At 70.5% G+C, this 24,360-nt stretch carries 19 protein-coding genes and 2 tRNA genes; 18 read left to right on the top strand and 3 right to left on the bottom strand.

The window, feature by feature from the left end; genetic code table 11:
- The first annotated feature begins 118 nt into the window (after positions 1-118).
- The 7 genes from OG766_RS11540 to OG766_RS11510 all read left to right on the top strand — a co-directional run bounded on the left by OG766_RS11540 (position 119) and on the right by OG766_RS11510 (position 9,163).
- Entirely contained in the window at positions 119-1,618 is a 1,500-nt protein-coding gene (locus OG766_RS11540; RefSeq protein WP_266374252.1) for a bifunctional cytidylyltransferase/SDR family oxidoreductase, read from the top strand.
- A 139-nt stretch (positions 1,619-1,757) separates the two neighbouring features.
- Positions 1,758-3,905, top strand: a complete 2,148-nt coding sequence (locus OG766_RS11535; RefSeq protein WP_266374253.1) for a hypothetical protein — start codon at positions 1,758-1,760, stop codon at positions 3,903-3,905.
- Positions 3,906-4,078: 173 nt separating this feature from the next.
- A complete protein-coding gene (gene proB / locus OG766_RS11530) occupies positions 4,079-5,206 on the top strand; it encodes a glutamate 5-kinase (RefSeq protein ID WP_266374254.1) in 1,128 nt (375 codons plus the stop codon).
- 142 nt (positions 5,207-5,348) lie between these two features.
- Entirely contained in the window at positions 5,349-5,927 is a 579-nt protein-coding gene (locus OG766_RS11525; protein ID WP_423247034.1) for a hypothetical protein, read from the top strand.
- Positions 5,928-6,025: 98 nt separating this feature from the next.
- Positions 6,026-7,309, top strand: coding sequence for a glutamate-5-semialdehyde dehydrogenase (locus OG766_RS11520; protein ID WP_328725224.1), 1,284 nt, complete (start codon positions 6,026-6,028; stop codon positions 7,307-7,309).
- A gap of 66 nt (positions 7,310-7,375) precedes the next feature.
- Complete coding sequence (locus OG766_RS11515; RefSeq protein ID WP_266374258.1) at positions 7,376-7,981, top strand: SCO2584 family spore wall biosynthesis protein; 606 nt, start codon at positions 7,376-7,378, stop codon at positions 7,979-7,981.
- A 78-nt stretch (positions 7,982-8,059) separates the two neighbouring features.
- Entirely contained in the window at positions 8,060-9,163 is a 1,104-nt protein-coding gene (locus OG766_RS11510) for an SCO2583 family membrane protein (protein WP_266374260.1), read from the top strand.
- Here OG766_RS11510 and OG766_RS11505 read toward each other — a convergent pair.
- Positions 9,148-10,263 (bottom strand): M48 family metallopeptidase, encoded by a 1,116-nt coding sequence (locus tag OG766_RS11505; protein ID WP_266374261.1) that lies wholly within the window; start codon positions 10,261-10,263, stop codon positions 9,148-9,150. The two genes, OG766_RS11510 and OG766_RS11505, sit on opposite strands and share 16 nt — an antisense overlap.
- Positions 10,264-10,567: 304 nt before the next feature.
- Here OG766_RS11505 and OG766_RS11500 point away from each other — a divergent pair, with 304 nt between their 5' ends.
- From OG766_RS11500 to OG766_RS11465, 8 genes are all read left to right on the top strand, one after another.
- Positions 10,568-10,729, top strand: a complete 162-nt coding sequence (locus OG766_RS11500; RefSeq protein ID WP_266374262.1) for a hypothetical protein — start codon at positions 10,568-10,570, stop codon at positions 10,727-10,729.
- 38 nt (positions 10,730-10,767) lie between these two features.
- Positions 10,768-11,385: a nicotinate-nucleotide adenylyltransferase gene (gene nadD / locus OG766_RS11495; protein ID WP_266374263.1), complete on the top strand. Its 618-nt coding sequence runs from the start codon at positions 10,768-10,770 to the stop codon at positions 11,383-11,385.
- A 19-nt stretch (positions 11,386-11,404) separates the two neighbouring features.
- Positions 11,405-13,198, top strand: a complete 1,794-nt coding sequence (locus OG766_RS11490; RefSeq protein WP_328725221.1) for an LCP family protein — start codon at positions 11,405-11,407, stop codon at positions 13,196-13,198.
- A 112-nt stretch (positions 13,199-13,310) separates the two neighbouring features.
- Positions 13,311-13,751 carry a ribosome silencing factor gene (gene rsfS, locus OG766_RS11485; RefSeq protein WP_328725220.1) on the top strand — a complete coding sequence of 147 codons (441 nt, stop codon included), beginning with the start codon at positions 13,311-13,313 and terminating at the stop codon, positions 13,749-13,751.
- Positions 13,748-14,407 (top strand): histidine phosphatase family protein, encoded by a 660-nt coding sequence (locus OG766_RS11480; protein WP_266377992.1) that lies wholly within the window; start codon positions 13,748-13,750, stop codon positions 14,405-14,407. Before rsfS ends, OG766_RS11480 begins: the two co-directional genes overlap by 4 nt.
- Before the next feature lie 94 nt (positions 14,408-14,501).
- Positions 14,502-14,574: transfer RNA gene (locus OG766_RS11475), tRNA-Ala, on the top strand.
- Between the two features lie 446 nt (positions 14,575-15,020).
- A complete protein-coding gene (locus OG766_RS11470) occupies positions 15,021-15,254 on the top strand; it encodes a hypothetical protein (protein WP_147986417.1) in 234 nt (77 codons plus the stop codon).
- A gap of 223 nt (positions 15,255-15,477) precedes the next feature.
- Positions 15,478-15,550: transfer RNA gene (locus tag OG766_RS11465), tRNA-Ala, on the top strand.
- Positions 15,551-15,615: 65 nt separating this feature from the next.
- Here the strand turns inward: OG766_RS11465 and OG766_RS11460 are convergent.
- Entirely contained in the window at positions 15,616-17,196 is a 1,581-nt protein-coding gene (locus OG766_RS11460) for an NADH-quinone oxidoreductase subunit NuoF family protein (RefSeq protein WP_266374266.1), read from the bottom strand.
- A complete protein-coding gene (locus OG766_RS11455; protein ID WP_328725219.1) occupies positions 17,193-18,710 on the bottom strand; it encodes a hypothetical protein in 1,518 nt (505 codons plus the stop codon). Before OG766_RS11455 ends, OG766_RS11460 begins: the two co-directional genes overlap by 4 nt.
- A 586-nt stretch (positions 18,711-19,296) precedes the next feature.
- Between OG766_RS11455 and leuS the strand changes: the two genes are divergently transcribed.
- The 3 genes from leuS (at position 19,297) to OG766_RS11440 (ending at position 24,224) form a co-directional block, all read left to right on the top strand.
- The gene (gene leuS / locus OG766_RS11450; RefSeq protein WP_328725218.1) at positions 19,297-22,188 is read left to right on the top strand and encodes a leucine--tRNA ligase; all 2,892 of its coding nucleotides are present in this window, start codon (positions 19,297-19,299) and stop codon (positions 22,186-22,188) included.
- Between the two features lie 131 nt (positions 22,189-22,319).
- On the top strand, positions 22,320-23,087 hold the full coding sequence (locus OG766_RS11445) for a hypothetical protein (protein ID WP_266374270.1): 768 nt from the start codon (positions 22,320-22,322) through the stop codon (positions 23,085-23,087).
- A gap of 291 nt (positions 23,088-23,378) precedes the next feature.
- Positions 23,379-24,224, top strand: a complete 846-nt coding sequence (locus OG766_RS11440) for a DegV family protein (protein WP_266374271.1) — start codon at positions 23,379-23,381, stop codon at positions 24,222-24,224.
- Positions 24,225-24,360 lie beyond the last annotated feature (136 nt).

The raw sequence follows: 24,360 nt of genomic DNA, 5'->3' as shown, positions 1-24,360 counted from the left end.
GCGGGTGAACAGCCGGTTTCTGCAGGGTGTGGAGCGTTCGATGTCCGCCTTGCGGGACGGTCACGGAGAGTGCGACCATCACACCGTCCCCCAGTCATCGCAAGGTAGAGGTTCGTCTGTGTCCGTGCCGCACGAAGCCAAGCCCCGCACCACAGCAGTCGTGCTCGCCGGTGGTACCGGCCAGCGCGTGGGGCTCGCGATCCCCAAGCAGCTGCTGAAGATCGCCGGCAAGGCCGTCATCGAGCACACGCTGACGATCTTCGAGCAGGCGGAGGCCATCGACGATGTGATCGTGCTGATGGCGCCGGGTTTCGTGCCCGATGTCGAGAAGATCATCGCGAAGGCCGGACTGACGAAGGTCCGCAAGGTCATCGAGGGCGGCGCGACCCGCAACGAGACCACCGAGCGCGCGATCCGGGCCCTCGGCGAGGGCCTCGCCGAGGGGGAGGACGCCAATGTCCTCTTCCATGACGCGGTGCGTCCGCTTCTGTCACAGCGAGTGATCGCGGACTGTGTCGACGCCCTGGAGCGCTACCAGGCGGTCGACGTCGCCATCCCCTCCGCGGACACCATCATCGTGACCCGCACGCACGGCGAGGACGGCGAGTTCATCACCGACGTCCCGGACCGGTCCCGGCTGCGCCGCGGCCAGACCCCGCAGGCGTTCAAGCTCTCCACGATCCGCCGGGCCTACGAGATCGCCGCCGGCGACCCCAACTTCCAGGCCACGGACGACTGCAGCGTCGTGCTCAAGTACCTGCCCGACGTGCCGATCTACGTCGTCGCGGGCGACGAGTACAACATGAAGGTGACCCAGCCGGTCGACGTCTTCATCGCCGACAAGCTGTTCCAGCTCGCCTCCTCCACCGCCCCGCGCCAGGCCGACGAGGCCGCCTACCGTGAGCTGCTGGCCGGCAAGACCCTCGTCGTCTTCGGCGGCTCGTACGGCATCGGCGCGGACATCGCCGCCCTCGCCGAGCGGTACGGCGCGAAGGTCTACGCCCTGGGCCGCTCCACCACCGGCACCCATGTGGAGAACCCGGAGCACGTGGACGACGCGCTGTCCAAGGCCTACGCCGAGAGCGGCCGCGTCGACTACGTCATCAACACCGCGGGCGTCCTGCGTATCGGCAAGCTCGCGGAGACCGACAACGCGACCATTCAGGAAGCGCTGAACGTCAATTATCTGGCGCCCGTCCAGATTGCTCGTGCTTCATACAAGTATTTGGCCGAGACGAAGGGTCAACTGCTGCTCTACACCTCCTCCAGCTACACCCGCGGCCGCGCCGAATACAGCCTTTACTCGTCCACCAAGGCGGCCATGGTGAATCTCACCCAGGCCCTCTCCGACGAATGGGCGGCCGACGGAATCCGTGTGAATTGCGTCAATCCGGAGCGCACGGCCACGCCGATGCGCACCAAGGCGTTCGGCCAGGAGCCGTCCGGTTCGCTGCTGTCCTCCGAGGCCGTGGCCCGGACCTCGCTGGACGTGCTGCTTTCCGAGCTGACCGGCCATGTCATCGACGTACGGCAGCAGGACCCGACCCGCGAGGCCAGCGAGGCCTCCGGATTCGAGCAGGCTCTGGCGTCCGTCCTGGACCGCCAGGAAGATGTGTAATACTTCTCCATCAATGAGTGAATGATCTTACTCGGGCCTCTGAGATCGCTTCCGCGATACAGAGGCCCGAGTGCGTAAGGCCCCGCCTTCACAATTTCCTTAAACGTGAATCAACCGGCACCTTTGGAGCAGGTTCTACGTGATTTCGACCGCCATTCGCCTGGCACGTGTGGGCAGCCGGTCAGAGCTGGCCGCCGCAGTCCTGATGGGACTGGGCTACCCCTGCGTCATGATCGCCGCGCTGATCCCGAACATCTGGATGTTCGCGGCAGCCGCGGCCGTGACCTATGCCGCGGACTGGTATCTGCACCAGCGCGGCAGCTACCTGGTCAACCGCCTCAACAAGGTCCGGGCCGGTCTGCCGATCCGCTTCCTGCTCCGCCAGCTGCTGCTGATCCTGCTGCTCGCCCGCGAGAACCTCGCCGATCAGCCACTGTTCTACGCCGCGGTCGCCTGCTTCCTGCTCTTCTACGGTCTCCAGGCGCCGCACGGCGCACTGACCACCCTGATCCGGCTGCGCCGGGTCATGCCGGTCGTCACCCGTAACGTCGACCTCAACGCCGTACGCATCCCGGACGCCCCGCCGCGCGCCCTGCTGCGCCGCTCCGGCGAGAAGATGCTGCACCTCGACCTCCCCGCGATGGCGGGCGTGATCATCGCTGCCGCCTCCGGCCGCGACATCATCGGCTACGTCGGCGCCGCCGTCACCATCGGTCTCGGCCTGCTCTACACCGTCGCCCTCGTGCCGTACCTGCGCCGCAGGCGCCGTGTGCCGTCCGCGCCCGCCGTGCTGAAGGCGGTGCAGAAGTGGCTCGGCGAGTACCAGCCGACCGTCGCCCTGTACTTCTCCGGGTCCGAGGACTCCGCGTACCAGGTCAACATGTGGCTGGAGACGATGGAGCAGATCGAGGGCCGGCCGGTCATCATCATGCGTGAACGCGGTCTGGTCGCGAAGCTCAACGAGACCTCCGTGCCCGTGCTCTGCATCCCCGGCGGCCAGCACCTGATGGCGATGAAGCTCGACTCGGTCCGTGTCACGCTCTACCCGGCCAACGTCGGCAAGAACATCCACATGCTGCGTGTCCCGACCATGAAGCACGTCTTCATCGGCCACGGCGACAGCGACAAGCTCGCCAGCGTCAACCCGTTCTCCAAGGTGTACGACGAGGTGTGGACCGCGGGACGGGCCGGCCGCGACCGGTACGCCCTCGCCGACGTCGGCGTCCGCGACGACGACATCGTCGAGGTGGGCCGCCCCCAGCTGGCCCCCATCAAGACCTGGACCGGGACGCCGAAGAACCCCGTCCCGACCGTCCTGTACGCCCCCACCTGGGAGGGCTGGGACAACAACCCCGGCAACACCTCCCTGCTGCTCGCCGGTGAGAACATCGTCCGGCGGCTGCTGGAGGCCGAGCGTCCGGTGCGCGTGATCTACAAGCCACACCCCTTCACCGGCATCCGCAACAAGAAGGCCCTCGCCGTGCACGAGCGGATCACGGCGATGGTGCAGCAGGCCGCCGCCGAGCGGGCCGACGACCCCCGCTGGGCCGAGCAGGCCGCCGCCGCGCAGTCGGACCAGGCAGCGGCCCGCGCCGAGCTGACCCGCGCCGAGGCCCGGCTCGCCGAGCTCACCAAGCCCGGCCGCGCCGGCGGCGACGAGGCGGAGGAGTCGAGGGTCTCCCTCGCCGACCCCGTGCGGCTCGCCGAGATCAAGCGGCTCCGGGCCGAGTGGAGCGACGCCTACTGGCGCTCGTCCGGCTGGTGGGAGCACAGGGTCGTCACCGGCTCCGAGCCGAAGCTCTACGACTGCTTCAACGAGTCCGACGCCATGGTCTCCGACATCTCCAGCGTCGTCTCGGACTTCATCGCCAGCGGCAAGCCGTACGCGGTGACCGACTCGGCGGAGCTCGGCGTGGACGAGTTCAAGCGGCAGAACACGGCCGTACGTGCCGCGGTGATCCTCTCCAACAGCGCCGAGGAGCTCGACCGGCTCCTGGCCGCCGTGGCCGACCCGGTGGCCGACACCCTCGCGGACGCCCGCGCCGAGCTGAAGAAGTATCTGCTCGGGCCCGACGAGCCCACGTCCATCGAGCAGTTCGACACGGCGGTGCGCGCGCTCGCGGCCGAGGCGGAGGTCCGCAACGCCGGCGTGGAACAGCGCATCGGAGAGCAGGCCATCGGCGAGCTCGACCGCGAGTCGGACGCCGGCGGCGCCGGCGGCGACACGGAGGGCAACGGCGCCAAGGAAGCCGACGGCGCGGAAGCCACGGCCACCGCCGCCCGCTGAGCTCCGGCCGCCTGCCACCACCGGCGGCGGCCACTGCCGGAACGGCCCGTAAGACGCCCCGAGAAGGGCGGACTTACGGGCCGTCGTGCAGGGGGCGTCGGCACTGTCCAAGCGCCTGTCCAGCGAGTGAAATGGACGCGCGCCGATCGTCACCGCTGGCATAGATTCGCCACGTGACAGTGGCAAGGCAGTACGTAACGGAAGCACGCAGGATCGTCGTCAAGGTCGGCTCGTCCTCGCTCACCACGGCCGCCGGGGGCCTCGACGCCGACCGGGTGGACGCTCTCGTCGACGTACTCGCCAAGGTCCGCAGCGGCGGCGAGAAGGAGGTCGTGCTGGTCTCCAGCGGCGCCATCGCCGCCGGACTCGCACCGCTCGGTCTGGCCCGGCGCCCCAAGGACCTGGCCCGCCAGCAGGCCGCCGCCAGCGTCGGCCAGGGCCTGCTCGTCGCCCGCTACACCGCCTCCTTCGCCCGCTACGGCGTCCGCGTCGGACAGGTGCTCCTCACCAGCGACGACACCAGCCGCCGCGCCCACTACCGCAACGCCTACCGCACCCTGGACCAGCTGCTCGCCATGGGAGCCGTCCCGATCGTCAACGAGAACGACACGGTCGCCACGGACGAGATCCGCTTCGGCGACAACGACCGGCTCGCCGCCCTCGTCGCCCACCTCGTACGGGCCGATCTGCTGGTCCTCCTGTCCGATGTGGACGGTCTCTACGACGGCGACCCGAGCAGGCCCGGCACCTCGCGGATCGCGGAGGTCCACGGGCCCGAGGACCTGGCGGGCGTGGAGATCGGCTCGGCGGGGAAGGCGGGCGTCGGCACGGGCGGCATGGTCACCAAGGTCGAGGCGGCGCGTATCGCCGCCGCGGCCGGCGTCCCCGTGGTCCTCACCTCCGCCAGCAGGGCGGCCGACGCCCTCGCCGGACGCGACACCGGCACCTACTTCCGCAGGACCGGCCGGCGCTCCGCCGACCGGCTGCTCTGGCTCGCCCACGCCTCCACCCCGCAGGGCTCACTCACCCTCGACGACGGAGCCGTACGAGCCGTCGTGCAGGGCAAGAAGTCGCTGCTGCCGGCCGGAATCGCGGCGGTGGACGGCGAGTTCAGCGCCGGCGACCCGGTGGAGCTGCGCGACGGCGAAGGCCGCGCCGTCGCCCGGGGGCTCGTCAACTTCGACTCCAAGGAGATCCCGCTCCTCCTCGGCCGATCCACCCGCGACCTCGCCAAGGAACTCGGTCCCGCGTACGAACGAGAGGTCGTACACAGAGACGATCTCGTCGTACTCCACACCTGACGCCGCCCCTGAAACGGCTGAAAGTCCGGCTCCCCGGCAAGGACCTTTACCAAAACCGCCCCACGCCCCCTCGCGGACTGGTCAACTTTGTCAGGGGGGTAGGCGGAGTTCGGCACCACAACGCATCAACAGGAGGCCGCCGGTGAGACGAGCGCGCCCCGGGGCTGCGCCCCGTGGGACACGGGGAACCACCCACGCCCGCAGGGCCGTTGGGGAGCAGCGTTCCCTGAGCAGTGTGGAAGCAGGGGCCGACTTCCAGGATCCCGACGGTATCGGCGCACTGGACGACCTCGTCGACGCCGACGCCGGCACCGACGACCTCGGCGGCACGGATCGTGAGCCCGGACGGGACCCCGAGCCGCACGGCAGCGAGCGCGTGATGTCCAAGCTGTGGCACGTCACGCTGTGCGTCTCGGGCGCGGAAGCCCCGCTGAAGGAGGTCAGACGCGGACTGGAGCAGCTCGCCCACGACCACCCCTTCCTGCTGACCAGCCGGTACGCCAACGATCACGCCGAGATCCGCTACTGGGAAGAGGCCCGGGACCTCCACGACGCGGCGGCCGTCGCGCTGCGCCTGTGGGGCGAGCACCGCTCCAGCGCCAGACTGCCACCGTGGAAGATCGTCGGCCTGGAGGTCATCGACCGCGAGACCTATCACCAGCGCATCGCCGAGGGGTACGGTCCGCCCCCCGCGGCCCCGGTCGGCGTTCACCCTTTCTGACGAAGCCCGGCCCGGACACGTACCAGGGCCCGGTCCATGGCGTCTCGTAGTGCGGAATACGTGAGGGATGCCCGCAGAGGGCGCATTACCCTGCGGGCATGACCTCGCTCTCGCCGTACGACAACCTGACCCCGGTCACCCAGGCCGCCTACCGGTCCCGCGCGGCCGCCGCCGACATCGCGCCACTTCCGCGCTCGGTGAAGGACGACGCCCTGCTGGCGATCGCCGACGCCCTCGAGGTCCGTACGAGCGAGATCGTCGCGGCCAACGCCGAGGACATCGCCCGCGCCCGTGAGGCGGGCACCAGCGAGTCGATCATCGACCGGCTCACGCTGACCCCGGAGCGGGTCCGGGCCATCGCCGCCGACGTCCGGGACGTCGCGGCACTGCCCGACCCCGTCGGCGAGGTCGTCCGCGGCTCGACCCTCCCCAACGGGATCGACCTGCGCCAGGTCCGCGTCCCCCTCGGCGTGGTCGGGATCATCTACGAGGCCCGCCCGAACGTCACCGTGGACGCCGCCGCGCTCTGTCTGAAGTCCGGCAACGCCGTCCTGCTCCGTGGCTCCTCCTCCGCCTACTCCTCCAACACGGCCCTGGTCAGGGTCCTGCGCGACGCCGTGGGCGGCGCCGGGCTCCCCGCCGACGCCGTGCAGCTCGTCCCGGGCGAGAGCCGCGACTCCGTCCGCGAGTTGATGCGCGCCCGCGGCCTCGTCGACGTCCTCATCCCGCGCGGCGGTGCCTCACTGATCCGCACCGTCGTCGAGGAGTCCACCGTCCCGGTCATCGAGACAGGCACCGGCAACTGCCACGTCTACGTCGACGCCCAGACCGACCTCGACATGGCCGTCGACATCCTGATCAACTCCAAGGCCCAGCGGCCCAGCGTCTGCAACGCCGCGGAGACCCTCCTCGTCCACCAGGACATCGCGGCCGCCTTCCTGCCGCGCGCCCTGGACGCCCTGGCCGAGGCCGGCGTCACCGTCCACGCCGACGAGCGCACCCTGGCCCTCGCCGAGGGCTCCAAGGCCACCGTCGTGCCCGCCACGGCCGAGGACTGGGAGACCGAGTACCTCTCCTACGACATCGCCGCCGCCGTCGTGGACTCCCTCGACACGGCCGTCGAGCACATCCGTCTCTGGTCCTCCGGGCACACCGAGGCCATCGTCACCACCTCCCAGGCCGCGGCCCGCCGCTTCACCCAGCTGGTCGACTCCACGACGGTCGCGGTGAACGCCTCGACCCGTTTCACCGACGGCAGCCAGTTCGGCTTCGGCGCCGAGATCGGCATCTCCACCCAGAAGCTGCACGCCCGAGGCCCGATGGGTCTGCCGGAGCTGACCTCCACCAAGTACATCGTGACCGGAGACGGTCACACCCGGTGACGGGCGAGTGCGGGCAGTTGCCCGCACTCCCTGCCGAAAACCCCCTCCCAGGTCTACCCTGAAGGCGTGCCGGACGACGTGGGGGGCAGGCCGTTCCCGGACGGCTGGGAGCCCGACGACGACCGCGGAGGCGCGGACGAGGACTTCGCCCCCGTGGTGTTCGACGAGGACTTCGTACGGGCCGCGGCGGTCCATGAGCCCAGCGCCGTCGAGCGCCTCCTCGCCGCCGCTCAGGCCCGTGCCGAGGCCGAGGCCGCCCGCGCCCGGGCAGGTGGTGGCCCCGCCGACGACGAGCTCTACGACGACGGCTACGGCCCCGCCGGCGAGTACGGCAGAGAGCACGGCTACGGCGACGACCCCGACGGCCTCGGCCGCGACCAGGACCCCTACGGACCGCACGGCGGCTCCCTGCGCCCCTACCGGGGCGCGGCCCGCTGGCACCGCCCGGTCGCCTGGGTCCTCGCCCTGGTGATGGGCATCGGCATGGTCGCCCTGGCCTTCACCGCCGTCTACCGGGGAGCCGCGGCGAACCGCCAGGACCGTGTCCCCACACCCGCCACGACCGGCGTCGACGCCCCGTCCAAGGGCTCCGTACCGGACCGCGTGACCGGCCCCTCGGCCTCCGCCGAGTACTCCGCACCCCCCGTCTCCGCGGTTCCCCGCACTCCCTGACGGAGTGCGTGAGAGCTTGTCAGAACTTGTCGCGCAGCCGCGCGTTTACGTCTGGTTCCCCAGACCTACTCTGAAGGTATGGCAGGGCGTGGAGACCCACCTGAGGGGACACCCGAGGGGCTCCCCGGCGGAGGTGAGGACGAGTACCGGTCCGTCGTCTTCGACGAATCGTTCGTCCGCGCTGCCCGCCTTCAGGAGTACTCCGCACAGGAACGGATGGGCGACCACGCCAGGGCCGTCCGCAGCCGGCCCGGGTGGAGTGCCCGCCCCGGCTCCAGGTACGTCCTGTGGCTGGTCCTGCTGATCGCCCTGGCCTTCGGCACCGCCATCTACATGGGCGTCCGCCATCCCTACCGGCCACCGGCCTCGCAGCCGGCCCAGCCACTGCGCAGCACCGTCGTACCGCTCGCCCCCAAGGACGCCGTGCCCGGCGGGGACCCGGCCGAGCTCTACGCCCACAGCCCCGCCGCCCAGTTCCGCACCGGCGCCGCCGGCATCACCCTCCCGGGCGCCCGGCGCACCAGGAATTTCTCGGACAGCCAGGTCATGACCGCGCTGACCATTGCCAAGGACTACCTCGTCGAGTCCTCCCTCGACCCCGAAGTGCTCAACGGCGGCGTCGTCCGGCCCGTGCGGGTCCTGCTCGACCCGGACCAGTTCGACCAGTTCGACCGGTCCCTGGCCGCCTCCGCGGGCGACGGACGGCATGCGGCGACGGGCTGGCTGGTCCGCTTCGACCCGGCCAAGGTCGCCCTGGCCGATCCCGACGTACGGGTCCGGGGAACGCTCCGGGTCACCGACGTCGGACCCAACGCCCTCGAAGTGACCTCGGACCACACCTTCGTCTATGCGGTCCGCCCCGCCGACCCGGGCCCCGGGGCGGTCGCAGCCACGGGCGAGCGGGCCGGGGAACCGGCGGCGTCCCTGTTCACCGTCCGGCGTGAGCTGCACTTCCGCTTCGACCGCGACGACCTGCGCACCCACCGCACCGAACTGCTCCACAGCTATCTGCAGGCCGGTCCGATGGCGTGCTCGGCCGATGCCGCCTCGGCGCTACAGCCCCTGACGGCGGGCCGACGGGCGACCCCGGAGGGCCCGACGGGCACCGACCCCTACGAGACGGGCCGGGCCGCCGCCGCGGTCTGCGGAGCCCTCGCGCCCGGGTCTCAGCCCTCGCCCTGACCCGCGGCGCCCGAGCCACCGTCCGCCGGCCCGCTGCCGTTGCCGTTGCTACCGCCCTTGGCGCCGCCGCTGCCGGCCGCGCTGCCCGTGAACTTGTCGCGAAGCCGGCCGCCCAGGTCGCCCGCGCCGCCGGCTATGTCACCGACGAGCTTCATCAGCGGATCCTTGCTGGTACGCACCGTGTCCGCGTAGTGCGAGGCGGACTCACGGAAGGAGTCCGTGACCGACGTGTCCTTGTCCTCCGTGCGGCGCGGGTAGTGGCCGTCCATGATCCGCTGGAAGTCGCGGCTCTCGGCCCACTTCTTCAGCTCGGCGGCGCGCACCGTGGTGAAGGGGTGCGTACGCGGCAGCACATTGAGGATCTTCAGCACGGAGTCCCGCAGATCGCCTCCCGCCTCGTACTCCTCTGCCTGCTCCAGGAAGGCGTCCACATTCATCTCGTGCAGGTGATTGCCGCCGGCGATCTTCATCAGGCCACGCATCGACGCCTGCAGATCCTGCCCCACCAGCAGCCCCGCCCGGTCCGCGGACAGCTCCGACTTGCGGAACCACTCGCGCAGCGCCGTCACGATCGCCATGATCGCGACACTGCCGAGCGGGATCCAGGCGACCTTCATCGCGAGATTGGTGAGGAAGAGCAGGATCGTGCGGTACACGGAGTGGCCGGAGAGGGCATGGCCCACCTCATGTCCTACGACCGCCCGCATCTCCTCCTCGTCGAGGAGCTCCACGAGGCCCGTCGTGACCACGATGATCGGCTCGTCCAGGCCGATGCACATGGCATTGGGCTTCGGGTCCTGCGTGACGTACATCGGCGGGACCTTCTCCAGGTCCAGGATGTAACAGGCGTCGCGGAGCATCGTGTGCAGATGCGTGAACTGGGCATCGCTCACCCGCACGGAGTCGGAGAGGAAGAGCAGCCGCAGACTGCGCTCCGGCAGCAGCCCGCTCAGCGCCTTGAACACGGTGTCGAACCCGGTCAGCTTGCGCAGCGCGACCAGCGCCGAGCGGTCCGCGGGATGCTCGTACGCCCGCGAGGAGATGGCGGGGAAACGCTTGCGCTGCCTGCTCGGCACATTCTCGGAACTGCTGTCGGTCATCGGGTGCCCCCTGTTCTCCACGAGTCCTGGTTCTCCACGAGTCCTGCGTGTCCTTGCGAGTCGTGACCCGTCCCCCTGACAGACCCCAGACTAGGCGCTGTGGTTGCGAGGCCGGGGAGCCTGTGGATAACTCCGCGGTCCCGTGGACACCACCGGGTCGGCCGACCCGGCGCACCGTGCGACCGCCGTGAAATCCGCGGCGACGAAACCGACAACGACTGAGTCGGCGTGAGCGTGCCCGGAGCACCCGCATACGATGTGCCCGAAGTCTCCGCTCCGACTCCCGATCGAGGTCCTGCAGAAGATGAGTCTCGCCAGCACCGCCGCCAGCCTGGTCACTCTCGCCGAGGGCGCCGAGCACGGTGGCAACCACGAAAGCCTCAGCCCCTACCTCACCGGTTTCGGCGCGCTGGGCGCGCTGCTCCTGCTGCTGTGGATCACCACCCGCTTCAACCGCGACCGCTGAGGCAGGATCGAACCCCCGTACCAGTAGGCTCTGCACGCATGGGACAGCAGGAAGTGCCTACCGGCCGCGGCAAGCGCCGACTCGGCGTCATGGGCGGGACGTTCGACCCGATCCACCATGGACACCTGGTGGCCGCCAGCGAGGTGGCCGCCCTGTTCCACCTCGACGAGGTGGTGTTCGTGCCGACCGGGCAGCCGTGGCAGAAGAGCCACAAGGTGGTCACACCGGCGGAGGACCGCTATCTGATGACGGTCATCGCCACGGCGTCCAACCCGCAGTTCTCGGTGAGCCGCATCGACATCGACCGCGGCGGCCCGACGTACACGATCGACACCCTGCGGGACCTGCGGGCGCTCAACACCGACGCGGACCTCTTCTTCATCACCGGGGCCGACGCGCTCGCCCAGATCCTCACCTGGCGTGACGCCGAAGAGCTGTTCTCGCTCTCGCACTTCGTCGGCGTCACCCGGCCGGGCCACGACCTGACCGACGACGGGCTCCCCAAGGGCGGTGTCTCCCTCGTGGAGGTGCCGGCGCTGGCGATCTCGTCCACCGACTGCCGGGCGAGGGTCGCGCAGGGCGACCCGGTCTGGTATTTGGTGCCGGACGGTGTGGTGCGCTACATCGACAAGCGCCAGTTGTACCGCGGCGAGTGAGCCACGGAGAGGGGCACCGGTGAACGACCAGCAGAACCCGTACGACCCGTACTACCCGCAGCAGCCACAGATCATCGGCTACGACGAGTACGGGCAGCCGGTCTACCAGCAGCCCCAGCACACTCAGCAGTCACACGGTTACGACCCGTACGCGCAACAGTCCCAGCAACAGCAACAGCAACAGCAGCAGCAACAGCAGCAGCAGGGATACGGCTACGACCCGTATGCCCAACCGCAGCAACAGCCTCAGCAGCGGCCGCAGCAACAGCCCCAGCAGCAGCCGCAGGGGTACGACCCCTACGGCAGGCAGCCCCACCCGCAGGGCGGCGGCTACGGCTACGACGGCTACGGCTACGACACCGGCCAGCAGGCCGCCGTCGACACCACGCAGCAGTGGAGCGTCCCGCCCCAGCCGCCGGCGGCCCCGGCCCAGCCTCAGCCCAGGGCGCAGCAGCGCCCCGCGCCACCCGCACCCGAGCGGGGCACCGCCGTGCCCGGGCAGCGCCGGCCCGCCCCCGAGGGGCCCGACCGGGGCCCCGGCGCAGGTGGCGGCGACCGCGACTACGGCACCGAGCAGTTCTCGTTCGTCGAGGAGCCGGACGAGGACTCCGAGGACGTCATCGACTGGCTGAAGTTCACCGAGAGCCGCTCCGAGCGGCGCGAGGAGGCCAAGCGCCGAGGCCGCAACCGTGTCGTCGCGTTCGTCGTCGTCCTCGCCCTGGCCCTCGCCGGTGGCGTGGGCTACCTCTGGTACACCGGCAAGCTGCCCGGAACCTCCGAATCCGGCGGGGCGCAGAACACCGCTACGGGCCCGCAGAAGCGGGACGTGATCGTGCTGCATCTGCACAACACCAAGCAGAAGGGCACGTCGACCGCCCTGCTCGTCGACAACTCGACCACCAAGCAGGGCACCACCGTCCTGCTGCCCAACTCCCTCTCCGTGGCCAACGACGAGGGCACCGCCACCACGCTCGGCAAGTCCGTCGACGAGGACGGCACCACGGGCACCCGCGAGTCGATCAGCGCCCTGCTCGGCACCCGGATCACCGGCACTTGGCGGCTGGACACTCCGTACCTGGAGAACCTCGTCGAGCTGGTCGGCGGCATCGACATCACCACCGACACCGATGTGCCCGGCGCGAAGAAGGGCGAGGCGCCGCTGGTGAAGAAGGGCGAGAACCAGACGCTCAACGGCCGCATGGCCGTCGCCTACGCCACCTACCGCGCCCCCGGCGAGGCCGAGGCCCAGCAGCTGCAGCGCTTCGGACAGGTGATGTACGGCGTGCTGCGCAAGGTGCCGAGCGAGGCGAAGGCCGCCACGGTGACCGTCGAGACGCTGGCCCAGATCCTCGACCCGTCACTGCCCGAGAAGGACCTGGGCGCCTCGCTGGCGAAGCTCGCCGAGCACGCCAAGGGGGGCGACTACAAGACCGCGCTGCTGCCCGTCCAGCAGGACGGCAGGCTCAGCCAGGAGGCGAGCGACAGCGTCGTCAAGGACATCCTGGGCGGCAAGATCAGCGCTCCCGAGCAGGGCGCGGCGGTGCGCGTCGGTGTGCGCAACGCCAGCGGCGACGGCGACGCCACCGAGGACAGCAGGATCGTGCTGGTGAACGGCGGCTACGCGTTCGTCGACGCGGGCAAGGCGGACACGGAGTCGTCCTCGCAGGTCATCTACGGTGACGCGGCCCAGAAGCAGAACGCCGTGGAGGTCGCCAAGACCCTGGGGCTGAAGGAGAGCGCGGTCGAGAAGGGCAAGGCGGCCGCCAACGCCGACGTCCTGGTCGTCCTCGGCCAGGACTACGAGGCCCGCTGATCCGGCACCGGCGTTCCCCCGCCCCGGCACCGGGGCGGGGGTAATCCCTGCAGGGGTTGTCGGCGGTCCGTGAGACCCTTGAAGGGTCCCGACCGCCGACGAAAGCCTGCTTGTGACCGCTACGGACCGTTCCATCGAGCTCATCAACGTCGCCGCACAGGCGGCCGCGGACAAGCTCGCGCACGACATCATCGCGTACGACGTCAGCGACGTGCTGTCGATCACCGACGCCTTTCTGCTCGCCTCCGCCCCCAGCGACCGCCAGGTCAAGTCGATCGTCGACGAGATCGAGGAGAAGCTGCTGAAGGACCTCGGCGCCAAGCCCGTACGCCGGGAGGGCGACCGCGACGCACGGTGGATCCTGCTCGACTACGTCGACATCGTCGTGCACGTGCAGCACAACGAGGAGCGCGTCTTCTACGCCCTGGAGCGGCTGTGGAAGGACTGCCCCGAGCTGCCGCTGCCCGAGGACGCGCAGAAGACCCGTGGCAAGGCCGAGGAGCACGCCAAGCTCGTCGGCGACGGCAGTGGGACGGACGGTGAGCTGAGCTGAGCGGCAGCGACGCCGGCAAGGGCAGGGGACGCCGCATCGTCCTGTGGCGCCACGGCCAGACGGCCTGGAATCTGGAGCGGCGTTTCCAGGGCTCCACGGACATCGACCTCACCGAGACCGGCGTCGGTCAGGCCCGCCGGTCCGCCCGGCTGCTCGCCTCGCTGAAGCCGGACGCGATCATCGCCTCCGACCTGAAGCGGGCGGCGGCCACCGCCGGCCAGCTCGCCGCGATCACCGGTCACGAGATCACCTACGACGCCGCGCTGCGCGAGACCTACGCGGGTGCCTGGCAGGGCCTCACCCACGAGGAGATCGTCGGGCTCTACGGCGAGCAGTACGCGGCCTGGAAGCGCGGCGAGCCCGTGCGCCGCGGCGGCGGCGAGCTGGAGACCGAGGTCGCCGACCGGGCCGCTCCGGTCGTCGTCCGCCATGCCGACGACCTGCCCGACGGCGGCACGCTCGTCGTGGTCAGCCACGGCGGCACGATCCGCACCACCATCGGCCGGCTGCTCGGTCTGGAGGCCCACCACTGGGAGGGTCTGGGCGGCCTGTCCAACTGCTGCTGGTCCGTCCTCGGCGAGGGCGCCCGGGGCTGGCGTCTGCTGGAGCACAACGCGGGCACGCTCCCCGAGCCGGTCCTCGGCGACGACGACTGAGGGCCCTGCCGCCCGGGACCGGCCGGATTTCACTTTCCGGCTGGTCACAGGCTAAGGTTCTTCTTGTTCGCAGCGCGGAGCGCGAAGAACACAAGGGGCTATAGCTCAGTTGGTAGAGCGCTTGCATGGCATGCAAGAGGTCAGGAGTTCAATTCTCCTTAGCTCCACAGCATCATCATCCGGATCCCGTTCCCTTCAGGGGAGCGGGATTCTGCTTTTTCGCCGATTCCCCTGGTCATGGGCGTCAGGGCGGGCCTCCTGAGCACCGCGCCCGGGCGCCGGCGCCGTCCCGCACGCGGTGGGTGAGCGCCCTCGCGCCGGCGGTCGTGGCGATCCCGGGAGCGATGTCCGGTCTCGTTCGCCGACGTCGATGACCACCTTGCTTTGCCATGGCAGAATCGGGACGGCTGGAGGGGGATGACGGCCTGAACGGGAGGAAGCGGCGATGCCCGGAGGCAGCATCGAGGAGGATGATGACCTGCTCGTCGCTGCCGAGGTTTCTGCCCGCCTCAGCTGCCCCTCTTGTGGTTCGTCCCATGTTGCCCAAGTGCTCGGCGACAACGGAGGTATCTCGTACGTGTGCACGGCCTGCGGCCACAGCTGGAGCTGAATGATGGGTGCACACAGGAGGAAGTGCGACTGGTGCGGCGGCGGCACACCCATCGTCCGTGACATGGACCCGGTCAACCCCGAGTACCAGTACTGGTGCGAGGAGTGCGCACGGGCGCTGATCATAAAAGGCGACCCCATCGAGACCTACCGGGAACTCGAGGGGGAGCCGATCTACGGACGGCTGCTCGACGAGCACTGCACGCTCAAGCGCTTCTACTCCTTCGCGACGGCCTGACGCCCAGGACGGGCCCGCACGGCGACGACAGCGCCATCACCCCGACGTCCAGTGTGAGTTCGGGCGGGCTGAACCGTCATCACGCCCGCGATCACGAACAGGTGTGTTACCGGTCATATCGGTGCGGACCGGAAACGATTTGGTGAACCCCCGGGGGGACCGTGTAATGTTCTCTCTGTCGCCGCGGGGGAAACCCAGAGAAGCAGGAAGCGGCGGACAGCACGGGGCTATAGCTCAGTTGGTAGAGCGCTTGCATGGCATGCAAGAGGTCAGGAGTTCAATTCTCCTTAGCTCCACAGCAGCTCGTCAGAGCACAAGAAGAGGGCCATCCGATCCGGATGGCCCTCTTCCGTGTCTCCCGTCAACCCCGGCCGCTGCCAAGGGCCTTGCGGTCGCCGCCCGGAGGCAGCGCCGGCCGGCGCTCGGCGGGCGCCTGCTCGATACGGAGCGCGAGGGCCGGGCAGCGGCGTACAGCACGCTGTGCCCGCCCGCGCAGATGCATCGGAACCGAAGCCTCCGCCACCGACGGGTATCCGTCGGCGCCCATACGGATCAGCTCCGGCACGATCTCCGCGCAGATGCCGTGCCCCTGGCAGAGCGTCCAGTCCACGGCGAGCTTCTCACCGCTCGGGATGGACTCCTCCGCCTCCTGGTAGCCGGGACCGGGCAGCGGCAGCACACCGACCGTCTCGCGACCACAGCCGCCGTGCAGGACGTGCGCGGCGAGGTCGTCGGTGAACGCCGACAGGGTCGAGGCGAAGAAGCGCGCGGAGCCGTCGGGGTGCTTGCACGCGCCCCGGCCCTTGACCGCCTGCGTCACCTCGCGCAGCGCCTCCAGGGCGGCCGGTCCGCCGCCGTTGATCACGTCCGACAGCCCGCCGGCGGCCGCGGGCAGGCCCAGCTTGCAAGGGCCGCACTGGCCGGCCGTCTCGGCCGCGAGCCAGTTCGCCACGCGCTGCGCCTCGCCGAGCGGACAGGTCTCGGGACCGATCGGCAGGATCGCGCCCGCGCCGAGCGAGCCGCCCACATTGGCGAGCGACTCCCTCGAGATCACCGCGTCGTGCGTGGCCGCCGCGTCGATCCAGTTGCCGTGGTATCCGCCGGTGAGCACGCCCTGGGGGACCGGCGGCGCTCCCGCCAGCTGCAGCACGTACCGCATGGGCACACCGGTCGGCACCTCGATCACCATGGGGCGTGCGACCGCCCCGGAGACCGTCAGCATGACGGTGCCCGGCTCGTTCTCCAGGCCCGTGTGGCCGTACCTGCGGGCGCCGATCCGGGCGGCGATGGCGATCTGGGCGAACGTCTCCGCGTTCGACAGGAGCGTCGGCGCGCCGCCGACACCCGTGTCCGACGCGCGCTCACGGCGCCCGGGCGGCAGCGCGGGTCCGCCACCGATCGCCCGGATGACCGCCGACGCCTCACCGGAGACCATGCGCTCGGGATTGCGCTGCACCCGCGCACGCAGCTGCTGTCCACGCCGGTCCGACAGCCCCCGCTCGGCGAGGGCGGCACGCATCGAGATCTCGGTGGAGTTGCGGGTCACCGCGACGATCAGGGTGCGTGCGCCCAGGGCCTCGGCGGCCAGCAGCGCGCCGTCCAGGATGAGGTGCGGTGCACGGTTGAGCAGCACGGTGTCCTTGCGGCACGCCGGCTCGCCCTCGCTGCCGTTGATCACCACGACGGGACGCACACCCCGCCGGATGGCCGACTTGGCCACGGCCCGCAGTTTCTGGGCGAACGGGAAGCCCGCGCCGCCACGGCCGCGCAGGGTTATGTTCTCGGCGAGCTGCGCCAGCCGCTCCCCGCTCATGGGTTCGAGCGGGCCGTGCACCTTCAGGTGCATGGAGAGGTCGAGCCGCTCGACCAGATCGAACCCCTGGGTCAGCTGGGGGAGGCCGACGACGCGGACTTCGGGGACATCGGGGAGGGGGGCGTTCACGGTCGGTCTCCTGCGGGTGTGTTCCAGGGTTCCCCGGCCGGGGGCTGATAGAGCGGGCCGGGCGACGGCTGTGTCTCGTCCAGCGGGCCCCTGAGGGGGTCGGCGGGCGTCGTGCCGTCGTAGCCGCCTGTGGTGCCGGCGGTGCCGTACGGGGATCCGGGGTCGTACGCGGATCCGGCGGTGCCGTACGGCGAGCCCGTCGCCGTCGCGTACGGGTCGTTGTACGGGGAGGTGGCGCCGGTGTCGTACGGGGAGGACGTCGGCGGCTGGGGGAACGCCTGCGCGGGCGGCGGCGGGGAGGGGGCCGGCCAGAGACCGGAGCGGGGCGCGGAATCGTCCACCACGGGCAGCTCCTCGGTCATGGGAATGCGCTCGGCGAACGGGACGTCGCCCGAGGGCGCTCCCGGGGACGCCGGGCTCCCTGCGGCGGTACGCGCGGAGGCGTCACCGGCCAGGGAGACGGCGCGGTAGGCGGCGGAGATCCCCGTTCCGGGGCCGTCGCCGGACAGCGGCCCGCCGGGCACCGGGCCGGCTCCGGGGAAGGACCCCGCGGCCGCGGCCGGCTCGGAGGAGGGGGCCGGTGCGGCTTCGTAGAGCTGCTGCGTCGCCTCGTACAACGGTGGGGACGGGGCGGCGAGCCTGCGCTGCTCGCCGCGTGACGAGCCCAGCGGCTGCCCCATGGGTGAGCCGAGAGCCGATCCCATGGGCTGTCCGAGCGGGCGGCCCGGCGCATCGTCGCGTTCGGCGGTGGCGCGCTGGAACTCGCGCTCGTACCGCGGCTGTGCGGGAATGCCCGAGGCGCCGGGGAGGGGCGCCGTCGACGGGTCGCGCAGGCCCTGCTCCGCAGCCGCGGGGCCCTCACCGGTCGCGCCGGTCAGGGTCATGATCCGCTCGACGAGCTGCCGCTTCACCGGGCGCGGCAACAGCCGCAGGGACACGGCGGCGGCGACTCCGGCCAGCGACAGGGAGTACATGACGATCACCCAGGCGGCCGCGGGGCGACCCGCGTAGAGGCCGTGCACGAGTGCCGAGCACCAGGCCGGGTAGGCCAGCATGTGCAGTGCCCGCCAGCGGCCGGCGATCCGGCTGTTGCCGGCGAGGGCGCTGCGCGCGGCGCCGGTCGAGGCGGCGATCACCATCAGCAGACCGGCGAGGGAGCCGAAGCCGATGAGGCCGGACGTACCGGTGATGCCGAGGCCGAACGGGACCAGGGCGCCCAGTAGTTCGACGTGTCCGAGCGAGACCTTGACCGTGGCGTGCAGCAGCAGGAAGCCGAGCGAGGCGACGGCGGTGGTCCGGTGGATGGCCTGGGCGAGCAGACGGTGGCGTGTGGAGAGGAACACGCGGTCGGTGGCGATGAGGCCCCAGGCGACCGAGGCGGTCAGAGAGACCAGGGACAGAACGCCGGTGGTGAAATCGAGCGCGGCGCGGAACGTATCACTTCCAGCTATGGCGAGCAGGGGTATGAGCACGAGAGCGGCAACGACAAGTCCGCCCTGTGTCTGCCTGCTCATGCCCGGTTCTCCGGGCGACGAACGGATCTTGCGACGAGGGTTCATGGGGGCGACTCCGAATGGTGCGGGAAAGCGGTCCCGTGGGTCGCACTCTAAGTCGCGTCATACCAATGGGTACCAGGTTTCGGTGTTTAGTGGTGAGGCTGACCGACAACTGACTCTGGGGTTGCCCCGGATAGGGGCGATACGCCGAGTAACTTCGATGCCCGGAAGGGCTTCTCACTCGTACGGAGGACGTCCGCAACTCTTGTGTCGGACGTTCTGCCGGACTCCGGACATCCGCGCGGAAGCCCTCGGATGCCTGGCAGACACCTCTTCAGAGACCCGCGCCTCCGCTTCCGGGTGGCACGGGCGCCGTACGGAGTGCCCGCCGGACGGATCCTCGATGCGGCCTCGAGGGGCCCTGCGGTACCCTGGCGCCATGCGTGCCGTACGCCTTCTGCTTAGCGAGCCGCGCTGATCAGTCCCGACCGGTGATCACAACGTTGATCACACGCTCGGAATCGGCGCGGCGTCCCCTCCTGTGCGAGGGGATTTTTCGTTTCGGTATTCGCAGGCAGAGACGATCGATGGAGCTTTAAGGATCATGAGCGAGACGAATTCCTCCCCCGTGGCCTTCGGCGCGGGTGGGGCCCCCTCCGCCGAGGTGGCTGCACCGCACCGCTACACGGCGGCCATGGCCGCCGACATCGAGGCACGCTGGCAGGACTTCTGGGACCTCGACGGTACGTACGAGGCGCCCAACCCGAGCGGTGATCTGGCCGGGGACGAGGCCGTCGTCGCCCGCCCCAAGAAGTTCATCATGGACATGTTCCCGTACCCGTCCGGTGCGGGCCTGCACGTCGGTCACCCGCTGGGCTACATCGCGACCGATGTCTACGCCCGCCACCAGCGGATGACCGGCCACAACGTGCTGCACACCCTGGGCTTCGACGCCTTCGGCCTGCCCGCCGAGCAGTACGCCGTCCAGACGGGTACGCATCCGCGCGTCTCCACCGAGGCCAACATCGAGAACATGAAGGTCCAGCTGCGACGGCTGGGCCTGGGCCACGACAAGCGCCGGTCGTTCGCGACGATCGACCCGGACTACTACAAGTGGACCCAGTGGATCTTCCTGCAGATCTTCAACTCCTGGTACGACGAGGAGGCGAAGAAGGCCCGTCCGATCGCGGACCTGGTGGCGCAGTTCGAGAGCGGGCAGCGCGCGACACCGTCCGGGCGCCCCTGGGGTGAGCTGAGCGCCGTCGAGCGCGCCGATGTGCTGGGCGGCTACCGCCTGGCGTACGCGTCGGACGCCCCCGTCAACTGGTGTCCCGGACTGGGCACCGTCCTGGCCAACGAGGAAGTCACCGCCGACGGCCGCTCCGAGCGCGGCAACTTCCCGGTCTTCAAGGCGAATCTGCGCCAGTGGAACATGCGCATCACCGCCTACGCAGACCGGCTGCTGGACGACCTGGACGCGCTGGACTGGCCCGAGGCCATCAAGCTGCAGCAGCGCAACTGGATCGGCCGCAGCGAGGGCGCGCGCGTCGACTTCTCCGTGGACGGTCGCGACGGCGCGCGGATCACGGTCTTCACCACCCGCCCCGACACCCTGTTCGGCGCGACCTACATGGTCCTGGCGCCCGAACACGACCTGATCGACGCGATCCTGCCGGCCGAGTGGCCGCAGGAGGCCCAGGGCAAGGACGCCTGGACCGGCGGCGCGGCCACCCCGGCCGAGGCCGTCGCCGAGTACCGCAAGCAGGCGCAGACGAAGAGCGACGTCGAGCGGCAGACCGAGCACAAGGACAAGACCGGTGTCTTCACCGGCGCCTACGCCCTGAACCCGGTGACCGGCGCGCGCATCCCGGTGTTCGTCGCCGACTACGTCCTGATGGGCTACGGCACCGGCGCCATCATGGCCGTGCCCGGCCAGGACGAGCGCGACTGGGAGTTCGCCGAGGCCTTCGGTCTGCCCATCATCCGTACCGTGCAGCCGCCCGAGGGCTGGGAGGGCGAGGCGTTCACCGGTCAGGGGCCGGCGATCAACTCGTCGAACGACGAGATCTCCCTGGACGGCCTGGACGTGACCGAGGCCAAGGCCCGCATCACCGAGTGGCTGGTCGCCAAGGGCATCGGCGAGGCGACCATCAACTTCCGGCTGCGCGACTGGCTGTTCAGCCGGCAGCGCTACTGGGGCGAGCCCTTCCCCATCGTCTACGACGAGGACGGCGTGGCCCACGCCCTGCCGGAGTCGATGCTGCCGCTGGAGCTGCCGGAGGTCGACGACTACTCGCCGCGCACCTTCGACCCGGACGACGCCGACACCCAGCCCGAGACCCCGCTGTCGCGCAACGAAGAGTGGGTCGACGTCGAACTGGACCTGGGCGACGGTGTCAAGCGCTACCGGCGCGAGACCAACACCATGCCGAACTGGGCCGGTTCGTGCTGGTACGAGCTGCGCTACCTGGACCCGCACAACGCCGACAAGCTGGTCGACCCCGAGATCGAGCGGTACTGGATGGGCCCGCGCGAAGGGCAGCCGCACGGCGGCGTCGACCTGTACGTGGGCGGCGCCGAGCACGCCGTGCTGCACCTGCTGTACGCCCGCTTCTGGTCCAAGGTGCTGTTCGACCTGGGTCACGTCTCCTCCGTGGAGCCGTTCCACAAGCTGTACAACCAGGGCATGATCCAGGCGTACGTCTACCGCGACGGCCGCGGCTTCCCGGTGCCGGCCACCGAGGCCGAGGAGCGGGACGGGAAGTTCTTCTTCGAGGGCGAGCCGGTCAAGCGCGAGCTGGGCAAGATGGGCAAGTCCCTGAAGAACGCGGTCACGCCGGACGAGATCGCCGCCGAGTACGGTGCGGACACACTGCGTCTGTACGAGATGGCGATGGGCCCCCTGGACGTCTCCCGGCCCTGGGACACACGCGCCGTCGTGGGCCAGTACCGGCTGCTGCAGCGACTGTGGCGCAATGTCGTCGACGAGGCGACCGGCGAGGTCACCGTCGTGGACGAGGAGCCGGACGAGGCGACGCTGCGTGCCCTGCACAAGGCCATCGACGGCGTCGGCCAGGACATGGCGGCGATGCGGTTCAACACCGCCATCGCCAAGATCACCGAGCTGAACAACCACCTGACCAAGACGGGCGGCCCGGTGGCCCGCTCCGTGGCGGAGCGCCTGGTGCTGCTGATCGCGCCGCTGGCGCCGCACATCGCCGAGGAGCTGTGGCGCAGCCTGGGCCACCCGGACTCCGTGGTGCACCAGGACTTCCCGGTCGCCGACCCGGCGTACGTCGTGGACGAGACCGTGACCTGCGTCGTGCAGATCAAGGGCAAGGTCAAGGCGCGCCTGGAGGTCTCCCCGTCGATCACGGACGCGGAGCTGGAGGCGCTGGCCGTCGGTGACGCGGCGGTCGTCGCGGCGCTGGGCGGCGCGGACATCCGCAAGGTGATCGTGCGCGCCCCGAAGCTGGTGAACATCGTTCCCGCGTAGCCGTTGGAGCGGGCCGGGCCCGGACCCTGGTTCTTCCCCTACGGGCAGGTTGGGGGTTCCGATGGAACCCTCGGCCTGTCCGCTCCGTTTACGGTGGGAGGACACACTGCACACGACTCGGAGGGCGCCCCATGGAAGCCATCCTCATCCTGGCGCTGCTCTTCGTCGCCTTCGTGGCACTCGGGGTGTACGCGAGCGTCAAGGTGATCGGTGCGGCCAAGCGCGGAGTGGACCGCACGATCACCCAGGCGCGGCGCACCGTCGAGGACACGACGCTGCGGGCGAAGAGCCTCGGGCAGGTCGGTGTGTCCGGCGAGCTGGCCCAGCTGAGGCTCCATCTGCGTACGTCGATGAGGGCCACGCAGGACGCGCTGGCCGCGGGCGTGGCCGAGGACGCGTCGCTGAAGGAGTCGATCGGCCTCTTCGAGCGACTGAGCGCGCACGGACGGGAGCTCGACGGCGAGCTGAGGCGGCTGGAGCGTGAGCCGGACCGGAGCAAGGTCGAGGAGCGGCTCCCGCAGCTGCGTGAGCGGGTCGAGCGGATCACCCATTCCGCCGAGTCGCTGCGCTGGGCGGCCCGGGACCGGGCGCGGTCGTTCGCGGAGGACGACCTCGAGGCGCTGAGCACGCAGATCGACGTGGAGGCGGGAGCCCTGCGCGACTGGGCGCGGGCGGAGCCGGTGTGGCCGGAGCCGGCCGCGGAGCCTTCGCAGGCGGCGCATACCGCGCAGGATGCGCAGGGACTGCGGGAGGCGGAAGACTCCCCGGAGGGGCACGACACGGCGGAGGCGCAGCCCGGGGACGGTGCGCCTGGCCCGCAGGCGATCACGGCGCGTGATCCGCGTCGGCCGATGACGTACTCGTGGGAGAAGACGGCCCGTCCGGAGACGACCAACTGAAGCCGGGCGGCCCGGTTCGTGCCGGGTCGGTTTCTGGTGGGGCGGGTCCGTGGCGAGGCCGTTTCGGCCAACCGGAATGTGTGCCGGCACCCGGCATGAGGTGCGGGCGTGCCCGGAATCCCGCTCGGCACCGGGCGTGGGTCCGGCTTTCGCGCCGGTCGCCGGACTGCGCCACGTCCTGGGAGACGGACCGCGAAACTGTCCCGGACGGAGGCGATCCGCGGACCGGAACCGATGAGTGGGGCGGGGTCGGGCTGCCGTGCGGGGGCCCCTGAGGGTAACCTCCCGCTCATGTCCCGCCATGTCGCGATCGTCACCGATACCACGGCCTACCTGCCGCCGCAGACGATGGAGTTGCATGGCATCACAGCGGTGCCATTGACCGTGGTGCTCGGTGACCAGGCCCTTGAGGACGGCACCGAGATCTCGGCACGCTCGCTCGCCGTGGCGCTGCAGAAGCGCCGCCCCGTGACGACGTCCCGGCCGAGCCCCGAGACGTTCGCGGCGGCCTATCGGGCGACGGCGGAGGCCGGAGCGACCGGAATCGTCTCCCTGCATCTCTCCTCGGAGTTCTCCGGAACCTATGACGCGGCGGTGCTGGCCGCGCGAGAGGCACCCGTTCCGGTGCGTGTAGTGGACACCGGCATGGTCGCGATGGCACTCGGATTCTGCGCACTGGCGGCGGCCGAGGCGGTGGACGCCGGCGGCACCCTCGACGAGGCGGTGGCAGCGGCCGAGAAACGGGCCGCGGGTACGTCCGCCTACTTCTACGTCGACACCCTCGACTATCTCCGCCGTGGCGGCCGTATCGGCGCCGCCCAGGCCCTGCTCGGTTCGGCGCTCGCGGTGAAGCCGCTGCTCCAGCTGGACGGCGGCCGGATCGAGCTGAAGGAGAAGGTGCGCACGGCCTCGAAGGCGATCGCCCGGCTGGAGGAGATCGTCGCGGAGCGGGCGGGCACGGGACGGGTGGACATCGCGGTGCACCATCTCGCGGCGCCGGAGCGGGCCGCGGCCCTGGCGGAACGGCTGCGGGAGCGGGTGCCCAACCTCGCGGAACTGCATGTGAGCGAGGTCGGCGCGGTGATCGGCGCGCACACCGGACCGGGGCTGCTGGGGGCTGTGGTCTCACCGAAGTAGCTGTGGTCTCACCGAAGTAAGGGGGCTGCCGGGCACTCCCGACACTCGTAAGGGTGGCGGAGTTTTCCACAACGGGCCGGCTGTCCACCGGAATTGAGGCACCTCAGCGGGATCGGGCAGATGTGCCTACCGTCGG

The sequence above is a fragment of the Streptomyces sp. NBC_00259 genome (genome assembly GCF_036181745.1).
GTDB classification, from domain to species: Bacteria; Actinomycetota; Actinomycetes; order Streptomycetales; family Streptomycetaceae; genus Streptomyces; species Streptomyces pratisoli.
The sequence above is the reverse complement of the archived record's forward strand: the minus strand, read 5'-3'. Positions and strand labels throughout refer to the sequence as shown.